This window comes from Streptomyces sp. NPDC005863, assembly GCF_042871345.1.
Lineage (GTDB): Bacteria > Actinomycetota > Actinomycetes > Streptomycetales > Streptomycetaceae > Streptomyces.
Genome location: NZ_JBIAII010000006.1, coordinates 215,019 through 224,001 on the forward strand (window position 1 = coordinate 215,019; position 8,983 = coordinate 224,001).

The 8,983-nt window shown below is 70.3% G+C and carries 9 protein-coding genes; all 9 read left to right on the top strand.

Annotation, left to right across the window (positions count from 1 at the left end; genetic code table 11):
* Nucleotides 1-173: 173 nt before the first annotated feature.
* The gene (locus ACFYO9_RS22495; protein WP_355807607.1) at nucleotides 174-413 is read left to right on the top strand and encodes a phosphopantetheine-binding protein; all 240 of its coding nucleotides are present in this window, start codon (nucleotides 174-176) and stop codon (nucleotides 411-413) included.
* Nucleotides 410-1,660, top strand: a complete 1,251-nt coding sequence (locus tag ACFYO9_RS22500) for a cytochrome P450 (RefSeq protein WP_358774885.1) — start codon at nucleotides 410-412, stop codon at nucleotides 1,658-1,660. The genes ACFYO9_RS22495 and ACFYO9_RS22500 overlap by 4 nt, the downstream gene beginning before the upstream one ends.
* 348 nt (nucleotides 1,661-2,008) lie before the next feature.
* Nucleotides 2,009-2,221, top strand: a complete 213-nt coding sequence (locus tag ACFYO9_RS22505; protein WP_358710720.1) for an MbtH family NRPS accessory protein — start codon at nucleotides 2,009-2,011, stop codon at nucleotides 2,219-2,221.
* The gene (locus ACFYO9_RS22510; RefSeq protein WP_358774882.1) at nucleotides 2,218-2,976 is read left to right on the top strand and encodes a thioesterase domain-containing protein; all 759 of its coding nucleotides are present in this window, start codon (nucleotides 2,218-2,220) and stop codon (nucleotides 2,974-2,976) included. The genes ACFYO9_RS22505 and ACFYO9_RS22510 overlap by 4 nt, the downstream gene beginning before the upstream one ends.
* A 17-nt stretch (nucleotides 2,977-2,993) precedes the next feature.
* Nucleotides 2,994-4,796, top strand: coding sequence for a non-ribosomal peptide synthetase (locus ACFYO9_RS22515; RefSeq protein WP_358710685.1), 1,803 nt, complete (start codon nucleotides 2,994-2,996; stop codon nucleotides 4,794-4,796).
* Nucleotides 4,793-6,022 carry a cytochrome P450 gene (locus ACFYO9_RS22520; RefSeq protein ID WP_355807597.1) on the top strand — a complete coding sequence of 410 codons (1,230 nt, stop codon included), beginning with the start codon at nucleotides 4,793-4,795 and terminating at the stop codon, nucleotides 6,020-6,022. The genes ACFYO9_RS22515 and ACFYO9_RS22520 overlap by 4 nt, the downstream gene beginning before the upstream one ends.
* Nucleotides 6,019-6,765, top strand: a complete 747-nt coding sequence (locus ACFYO9_RS22525; RefSeq protein ID WP_358710687.1) for a thioesterase domain-containing protein — start codon at nucleotides 6,019-6,021, stop codon at nucleotides 6,763-6,765. Before ACFYO9_RS22520 ends, ACFYO9_RS22525 begins: the two co-directional genes overlap by 4 nt.
* A gap of 92 nt (nucleotides 6,766-6,857) precedes the next feature.
* Nucleotides 6,858-7,856: a TauD/TfdA family dioxygenase gene (locus ACFYO9_RS22530; protein ID WP_358774880.1), complete on the top strand. Its 999-nt coding sequence runs from the start codon at nucleotides 6,858-6,860 to the stop codon at nucleotides 7,854-7,856.
* Nucleotides 7,857-7,906: 50 nt separating this feature from the next.
* Nucleotides 7,907-8,983: an alpha/beta fold hydrolase gene (locus tag ACFYO9_RS22535; protein WP_355807591.1), complete on the top strand. Its 1,077-nt coding sequence runs from the start codon at nucleotides 7,907-7,909 to the stop codon at nucleotides 8,981-8,983.

Below are 8,983 nucleotides of genomic sequence, written 5' to 3' on the forward strand. Positions count from 1 at the left end.
CTCGCGCTCGGTTTCCCCGATCATTCAACGTGCGTCGCGACCGCCTCGGGCGGATAACGCCGGACGCAGCGGCCTGTTCGGTCCTTCTCGGGAATTGATCCCTCCGGCAGGCGACGCACATCTCCCTGACGACTGCAATGGCAGTGAGTCGGCCATGGAAGGAAATACAGGCAATGGAATCGTCACCGCTGGCACAGGAAATCGCAAAGCTATGGGGAGAATTCATCGAGGATCACGAAGTCGAGGTGAACGACAACTTCTTCGAGATCGGCGGGAATTCACTCATCGGTATCCGCATCCTTGAACGGCTGTCACAGGAGTACGGCGTCCAGTTGTCCGTGCGCGATTTCTATCTCGCGCAGACGCCGGCTCGGGTCGCCGAGCTGATCGAGCGGGCGAAGGCGCTGACGTGAGGCTGACGCCGGGCGCCGGCCGCGACATCGACCTCGACGCCGTCGATCTCCTCGACCTGGACCTCTTCACCTCGGGCGACCCGCACCTGATCTGGGACGCGATGCGGGAGAAGGCGCCGCTGCACCACCAGACCCTGCCGGACGGCCGCGAGTTCTGGTCGGTGACCCGCTACGACGACGTCTGCCGCGTCCTCGGCGACCACCGGGAGTTCACCTCCGAGCGCGGCACGGTGATCACCCACCTCGGACAGGACGACGTGGCGGCGGGCGTGCTCCTGACCTCCACCGACCCGCCCCGGCACACCGAGGTCCGCAGGCCGATCGCCCCCAAGCTCACCGCGCGGGCGGTCAGGTCCTGGGAGGACGGCATCCGGCGCGCGGTCGTACGGTTCCTCGCACCCGCCCTCGACGGCGCCCCCTTCGACCTGGGCGAACAGGTGCAGCGCCTGCCGGCGATCGTCACGGGCCCGCTCCTGGGCATCCCGGAGAAGGACTGGGACGAACTGGTCCAGCTGACCTCGATGGTGATGGCCCCCTCGGACCCGCACTTCAAGCTGGGCAGCGAGGCGGCGACGCTGGCCATCTCCCACCACGAGCTCGTCGACTACGTGACCCAGTGGGTCAAGCGGCGCAGGTCGGACGGGGCCGACGAGGAGAACGGCAGCCTGCTCGACCATCTGATGAGCGTCCGCGCGGGCGACGCGCCGCTGACCGACGAGGAGATCGCCCTCGACGGCTACAGCATCCTCCTGGGCGCCAATATCACCACTCCGTACACCATTTCGGGCACGGTGCAGGCGCTCATCGACCATCCCGAGCAGTACGCGAAGGCCGCGGCCGATCTGTCCCTGGTCCCCAACCTCGTCGAGGAGGGGCTGCGCTGGACGTCGTCCGCGTGCAACTTCATGCGGTACGCGGTGCGGGACGTCGAGATCGCCGGGGGCACGGTGCCGGCCGGCGGGGCGGTCGTCGCGTGGATCGGTTCGGCCAACCGCGACGCGTCCCGGTTCCCCGACCCGCACACGTTCGACATCACGCGCGACGGCGCCAAGCGCCAGGTCGCCTTCGGCTTCGGACCGCACTTCTGCATCGGCGCGCCGCTGGCCCGTGTGACCCTGCGCGTTTTCTTCGAGGAACTGCTCCAGCGGTTCAGTTCGATCGAGGTCGTGGGGGAGACGCAGCATCTGCGGTCGATTTTCATCGCAGGGATGACGCATTTCCCCGTCGTCGGCCACAAAAGAATGTGAATTCCGGACCGAACCCGGAAGTCCGCCCGACTCATCGGCCGATCACGGGGTAGGCGAAGCCTGCCCGCGTACGCGCCCCGACGATCACCAGGATTCCCCTTCAGCCGGACTCATTCATTCCGGAGCGAGGGGAAAGCGGCAGCCGAGTGCCGGTGCGGTGGCCGACGCCGCCACCGACGTCGCACCGCCCATCAAAAGGGGGTAAGTCGGGCGCCCCCTAGTTGCCTCCGTTCTGCCTCATGAGGTGCCGGTGCCCGTCAACGGCGGGTTCTAGTTTGGATTTCCGGGCTCCACCAGGCAGGGCCACCATCCTCGAGCTCACCCACCTTTATCCCGACCGGAGCAATGATGAGCGAAACCTCCTTGGATGCGGCGGAGAGCGCCGCATGGCTGACCGTGCGCAGTGAACAAGGGCGGCACAGCATTTGGCCCGCCGGGCTTTCCGTGCCCACCGGCTGGAGCGAGACCGGACACCGCGGCGACAAAACCAGTTGCTTGGAATGGATTTCACAGAATTGGGTGGACTCGCGCCCGGCCGGTGTGGGCCGGGTGCAGAGTTGAGCACCCGGGAGGGCGGCCGCAAATGGCTCGTCCGCAATATCGACCCCGATGCGCGGGCCCGGGTGTTCTGCTTCCCGGTGGCCGGAATGGGCGCTTCCGCCTATCGCGACTGGCCCACCCGGATCGACGACGTCGAGATCTGCCCCGTACAGCTCCCGGGCCGTGAGAACCGGATCACCGCGCCGGCGCACACGTCCATGGAGGAGTTCGTCAAGGACGCGGCCGACGCGCTCCAGCCGTACCTGGACAAGCCCTTCGCCTTCTTCGGGCACTGCTTCGGGGCGCGCCTGAGCTACGGCCTCGCGGTCGAACTCGCCTCCCGCGGCGGCCCGTTGCCCGTCCAGCTCTTCGCCTCCTCCTGTCTGGCCCCGCACCGCGGCGGCTACTTCGGCGGCGGCCGCTCGGGCCCCTTCACCCCTGAGACCACGGACGAGGAGTACATGGCGGAGCTGCGGTACGGCTGCGAACTGCGCGGCGAGCCCACGCCCCCGCCCGAACTGCTCGAACTGTCCATCATGGTGCTGCGCGCGGACATCGAACTGACCTGCGGCTACCAGCCCCCGGGCCCGGACAGCACCCCCCTGGACGTCACCACCATCTCCTGGACCGGTGACACCCACATGCGTCCCGAGGAGATGGACGAGTGGGAGGCGTACGGAAACGTGCGCCAAGTCCTGTTGCCGGGGGACGACTCCACCCACCGATCGGCACCAGCGGACCTGCTTCAGGTCATCGCAGACGGTATCCCCGCATGAGGAGGAACGCGCACACCGTGAAGACAGCTGACCGGCCTGGACCGGCCACCCCTCTCACCCTCACCGAGCTCTTCGCCCGGTCGGCCGCCGAGCACGGCGACTCCCCGGCCGTGTCGGACGACTCGGGCCGCCGCCTCACCTACGCCGAACTCGACCGCGCCTCGGCAGAGTTGGCCCACCGGCTCATCGCCGAGGGGGTGCGCCGCGAGGACCGGGTGGGCATCCACCGCGAGCGCGACGTCGACCTCATCATCAACATCCTCGGCGTCCTGCGGGCCGGCGCGGCCTACGTGGCCGTGGACCTGCGCTACCCCAAGGCCCGCCGCGAGCTCATGCTCCGCGCCGCCGACGGCCGGGTCACCCTGATCGGGCCCGGCGAGCGGGAGCAGCTCGGCGCCGATGTGCCGACCCTGGTCTGGGAGTACGACGCCGAGCGCGCCCGGACCGCCGCACCGGCGGCCGACCTGCCCGAGCCCGCGACGCAGGACGCGGCGTGCGTGCTGTTCACCTCCGGCTCCACCGGCACCCCCAAGGGCGTCGTGGTCGAGCACCACAACCTCGTGCACTTCGCGGTGAACCCGCTGCTGCCCGAGCTCAGCCCCGCCGACCGGGTGGCCCAGATCGCCAACATCTCCTTCGACACCTTCCACTGGGAGCTGTGGAGCTCGTTCTGGTTCGGCGCCGAGATCGTGATGATGCCTTCGGTGCCCGACCTGGTGAAGGGCGACCCGGGCCGCGAGCTGCGCCGCCGCCGCATCACCGCGCTGCTCTCGCCGACCATGGCCTTCAACCACATCGCGGCCGAGGACGCCGACGTCTTCTCCTCGCTCCGTGTGCTGCAGACCGGCGGCGACGTGGTCCGCCCCGCCGCCTGCCGCGACGTGCTCGCCAGCAAGTTCAAGGGGCAGCTCGTCAATCTGTACGGGCCCACCGAGGGCACCACCGCGGCGACCGCGTACACCATCGCCGAGGTCGCGCCGGACGCGACGAGCGTGCCCATCGGCGCCGGACTCGCCGGCGTCCAACTCCACGTCCTGGACGCGCGGTTGCAGCCGGTGCCCAAGGGCACGCCGGGCGAGCTGCACATCGGCGGAGCCGGCGTGACCCGCGGCTACCTGCACGATCCCGCCCGTACCGCCGAGCGGTTCCTGCCCGACCCGTTCGGCACCCCCGGATCCGTCATGTACGCCACTGGCGACCTCGTCAGCGAGCGCCCCGACGGCGTCCTCGACTACCTCGGCCGCAACGACGACCAGGTGAAGATCCGCGGCTACCGGGTCGAGCCGCGCGAGGTGGAGCGCTCGCTCCTGGCCTGCTCCGGCGTCCTCGACGCCGCCGTGCTGCCGCAGGGCGAGGGCCAGGACAAGCGGCTCGTCGCGTTCGTCGTGCCGCAGGGCAGGACCACCATGCCCGAGGTGCGCGCGTACGCCGAGGCGACCGTCCCGGACTACCAGGTGCCCTCCGAGTTCGTCCAGGTGCCGGAGATCCAGTCGACGCCGCACGGCAAGCGCGACACGGCGGCGCTCCTTTCGCTCCTTGCCGACCGGGACCGGCGCCGCAGCGACTACGTGGCCCCGCGCACGGACAGCGAGCGCTACCTCACCGAGGTCTGGGAGGAGCTGCTCGGCACCGAGCGGATCAGCGTCAACGACGACTTCTTCGAGCTCGGCGGCAACTCGATGCTGGCCTTCCGCATGAGCCGGCGCATCAGCCGCGACCAGGCCAAGGGCATCAGCCTGCAGGACGTGCTGGGCAGCACCGTGCTCTCCGACATGGCGCTCGCCGTCGACGCGGCGCAGAGCAAGGGACAGGGCGAATGACGCAGATGCTGAGTCCGGCCCCCGACGTCGACCTCAACGACACCGAGGCCTTCGTCACCGGCGACCCCCACGAGCTGTGGGCGCGGCTGCGCAAGGAGGCCCCGGTCCACTGGAACCCCACGCCCGAGGGCGGGTTCTGGGCCCTGACCAAGTTCGACGACGTGCTGATGGCCTTCCGGGACACCGAGACGTTCAGCTCGGAGCACGGCACCGTCATCGGCGGCTCGTTCCGCAACGAGGTCGACACCGCGTCCGGGCGCATGCTCGTCACCTCCGACGCGCAGCGCCACCGGCAGCTGCGCCGCCGCATGCACCGGGTGTTCTCCGCGAAGATGATCGAGCGGGTCACGGAGACGGTCCGCGAGCGGGTCGCCGTCTCGCTGGACAAGATGTGGGAGGACGGCGGCGGCGACTTCGCCGCCGACGTGGCCCGCGAGCTGCCCGCCGGCGGACTGATGGCCCAGCTGGGCATCGGCCACGCCGACGCGCTGCACCTGCTGCGCCTCACCCAGACCATGATCGGTTACCGGGACCACGAGCACAGCCTCGGCATCGACCACGAGGGGCTGCGGCTCGCGACCGCCCAGGCGGACATCTTCGACTTCTTCCTCGACCTGATCGCCGACCGCCGGGTCAACCCGGGCGAGGACGCGGTGAGCATCCTGCTCAAGCCGGAGCCGGGGGAGCGTGAACTCGACGAGGACTCGCTCCTGTTCAACCTGATGAACCTGGCCATCGGCGGCAACGAGACGACCCAGCACAGCGCCAGCGGCGGCCTGCTCGCCCTGATGGACGACCCGGCCGAGTGGGAGCGGCTGCGGGCGGACCCCAAGCTGGTCGGCACCGGCCTGGAGGAGTTCGTCCGCTGGACGTCCACCGCCTCGTACGTGCAGCGGCAGACCACCAGGCCGGTCGTGGTGCGCGGCGTCGAGATGGCCGAGGGCGACTCGGTCACACTGTGGACGGCGTCCGCCAACCGCGACGAGGACCAGTTCCCCGACCCGGACCGGTTCGACCTCGGCCGCACGCCCAACCGGCACGTCGGCTTCGCCAGCGGACCGCACCACTGCATCGGCGCCGCCATGGGCCGCACCGCACTCGCCGCCCTGCTCCAGGGCCTGCGCGAGCGGCCCGGCAGGCTGGTCCCGGCAGGTCCGACGGTCCGGCTCCGGTCGAACTTCATGCTGGAGTACAAGAGCGTGCCCGTCGGGGTGACCGCGGCATGACCGTCATGACCCGCTGGACCCTGCAGCCCGTGCCGGACGACGGGGACTACCTGGTCTTCGGCGTGCCGTACGCGGGCACGGGGGCCTCGTCGTTCAAGGCGTGGCCGCGCGAGCTCGGCGCGGGCCGGTTCTGCGCCGTGCAGCCGCCGGGCCGCGAGAACCGGTTCGGCGAGGAGAACGTCGCAAGCCACCAGGAGTTCGCCGAGGGCCTGGTGGCGGAGATCGCCGACCGGCTCGACCGGCCGTACGCGCTGATCGGGCACTGCGGTGCCGTGCCGTTCCTGCTGCAGACCGCGGCCCATCTGGAGAAGCAGGGCCTGCCGGCGCCCCGGCGGATCTTCGCCTCCGGGTGGGGCGCCCCGCACCGGGGGCTCTACGGCAAGCTGAACTTCGTCGATCTGGACGAGGTCGACATGGCCGCCGAGATCGAGGAACGCAGCACGGCGCTCGGGTACCGACTGCCCCCCGAATTCGTCGAGATGGCGGCGGACACGCTCCTCTCCGACGTGCGGCTGCAGCGCGGCTACCGGGCGGAGGCGCTCCCCAGCAGGGACGTCCCCGTATCGGTGATCGCCTGGACCGAGGACGCCGTCGTGCCCCGGGCCGAGGTCTGGCCCGGCTGGGACGAGTGCGCCGATGCCACGCTGCACGTCCTGGAGGGCGACCACTGGGAGTTCCTCCGCTTTCCCCGGGCGCTGCGCGACCTCATCGAGCAGGAGATGACCGCCGTACGCAACGAGTAGGCCGCCGCGGCGGACCGTGACGGCCAGAGCCCGCGCACGAACGCGGCGCGACGTGTCGCAGCGAGGCTGCGGAAACGCCCAAAGGACCAGACATGCCCTTGCACGTGTTGGATCACCGAACCCCCGAGGACATCGAGCAGTCGAGCCTGACCCTGACCGACCGGGAACGCACCGAGGTGCACGCCCTGGCGGAGGAGCTGCGCCGGGCTCCGGCCGTCGGTCCGGTCGACGATCCCCGATGGCTGGCGCGCGTACGGCAGTACAGCTGCCGCCTCCCGGTCCGGCTGCTGGAGGCCCTGCGCACCTTCCGCACCGAGCCCGGCCTCGGCGGCACCCTGCTGATCGGGAACCTTCCCGTCGACGCGGAGAAGCTGCCCGACACCCCGTCGGTGCCGGACTCGGTGGAGCGCAGGGCCACCGTCCCGGCCGCGACGGCGATGCTCATCGGCCAGCAGCTCGGCGACGTGTTCGCCTTCCGCAACGAGAAGCACGGCGCGCTGGTGCACAACGTCGTGCCGGTCCCGGCACTCGCCGACTCGCAGAGCAACGCCGGTTCCGTCGAGCTCGAACTGCACAACGAGAACGCCTTCCACCCGCACCGGCCGGACCTCATCGGGCTGCTGTGCCTGCGCAGCGACCACGAGGGCACGGCGGGCACCTCGTTCTCCTCCATCCGCAGGGCCCGGGTGCTGCTCGACGACGCCGACCTGGCGGTGCTGCGCCAGCCGCGGTTCGTCACCGAGGCGCCGCCGTCGTTCCGCTCGGGCGACGCGACCGTCGCGCACCGCGTCCTGAACGGCTCGGCCGACGACCCGGACATCCAGGTCGACTTCAACGCGACCCGGGCCGTTGACGACGAGGCCGCCGCGGCGCTGGGCAGGCTCGGCGACGCACTGACCGAGGTGGCGTCGAAGCTGGTGCTGCGCCCGGGCGACATGGCTTTCCTCGACAACCGCCTGGTGGTGCACGGGCGCACCGAGTTCACCCCGCGCTACGACGGCAAGGACCGCTGGCTCCACCGGGTCTACGTCCATCTGGACGGGCGGCGCAGCCTGTCGCACCGGATCGGCCCCGGACCCGTACTGGCCTAGGGCCCCTCCCAGTCAACCGCCCCGCGAGACTTCCGAAAAGGACACCGCACATGACCGCAGCGGAGACGGCCGCCAACCCGTCGGCCGGCCCGGTGGAACCGAGCCTGGTGCGACACATACTCCTGGACATCTGGAGCACCACGCTCAAGCACGACGTGAGCGTGCACGACAACTTCTTCCAGGCCGGCGGCGACTCGCTGACGGCCCTCGCGACCATCGAGCAGATCAACCAGCGCCTCGGCTGGCAGCTCAACATGGGCGACCTGATGCGGTTCCAGTCCATCGCCGCGCTGAGCGCGGAGAAGGCGCAGCCGCAGGCCGCCAACGCCGAGCACGCGCTGATCCGGATGAGCAACCAGGGTTCGCGCACGCCGATCGTCTTCGTCCACGCCGGGCACGGCATGGTCGACGGCTACGGCCGGCTGATCCGGGAGCTGGGGGCGGACCGCGCCTGCTACGGGCTGCAGTCGCCCCTGCTTGTCGAGGGCGCCTCGGACGTGCCGGACGACATCCAGGGCCTGGCCGAGCTCTACGCGGACGTGCTGCAGGACGAGTTCGGCGAGGACGAGTTCCACCTCTTCGGCTCCTGCGCCGGCGGCGCGATCTGCGTGGAACTCGGCCGCATGGCCGCCGACCGCGGGCTCAGCATCGGCCGGACGGTCGTGGTCGACGGCTACCTCGAACTGAACCCGGCCAGCGTGATGTCCGACGACGAGCTGCTCGTGGACTTCTACGAGGGTGTCCTGCGCATGTCGGGGACGACGGAGCAGTTCCCCGGGATGACGCCGGAGAACGCCGACCTTGAAGTGGCGCTGCGCAACTCGGCCGCCGCGATGTTCGGCACCGGTCTGGGCTTCGACGACCGGGCCGAGGCGTTCTGCCGCCGCCTCTACACCTCCTTCATCAACACCTCGCAGGCGCTCGCCGCGTACCGTCCCGAGCCCGCCGACGTCGACCTGCTCATGCTGCTCGCCAAGGACAACTACACGCTGGACGACTGGCGTTCGGTCATCAAGGGCGAGCTGACGGCGGAGGTCCTGGACTCCGAGTTCTACGGCCAGCGGCTCTGCATCGAGGAGGCCTCCTACCTCGCGGCCCGCACCATCGACTACCTGGGCGAGAACTGA

What these genes read in the sequence shown, in the direction of transcription:
- ACFYO9_RS22535 (WP_355807591.1), top strand. Translation starts at nt 7,907, where the DNA reads ATGACCGCAGCGGAGACGGCCGCCAACCCGTCGGCCGGCCCGGTGGAA.
- ACFYO9_RS22525 (WP_358710687.1), top strand. Translation starts at nt 6,019, where the DNA reads ATGACCGTCATGACCCGCTGGACCCTGCAGCCCGTGCCGGACGACGGG.
- ACFYO9_RS22530 (WP_358774880.1), top strand. Translation starts at nt 6,858, where the DNA reads ATGCCCTTGCACGTGTTGGATCACCGAACCCCCGAGGACATCGAGCAG.
- ACFYO9_RS22505 (WP_358710720.1), top strand. Translation starts at nt 2,009, where the DNA reads ATGAGCGAAACCTCCTTGGATGCGGCGGAGAGCGCCGCATGGCTGACC.
- ACFYO9_RS22495 (WP_355807607.1), top strand. Translation starts at nt 174, where the DNA reads ATGGAATCGTCACCGCTGGCACAGGAAATCGCAAAGCTATGGGGAGAA.
- ACFYO9_RS22520 (WP_355807597.1), top strand. Translation starts at nt 4,793, where the DNA reads ATGACGCAGATGCTGAGTCCGGCCCCCGACGTCGACCTCAACGACACC.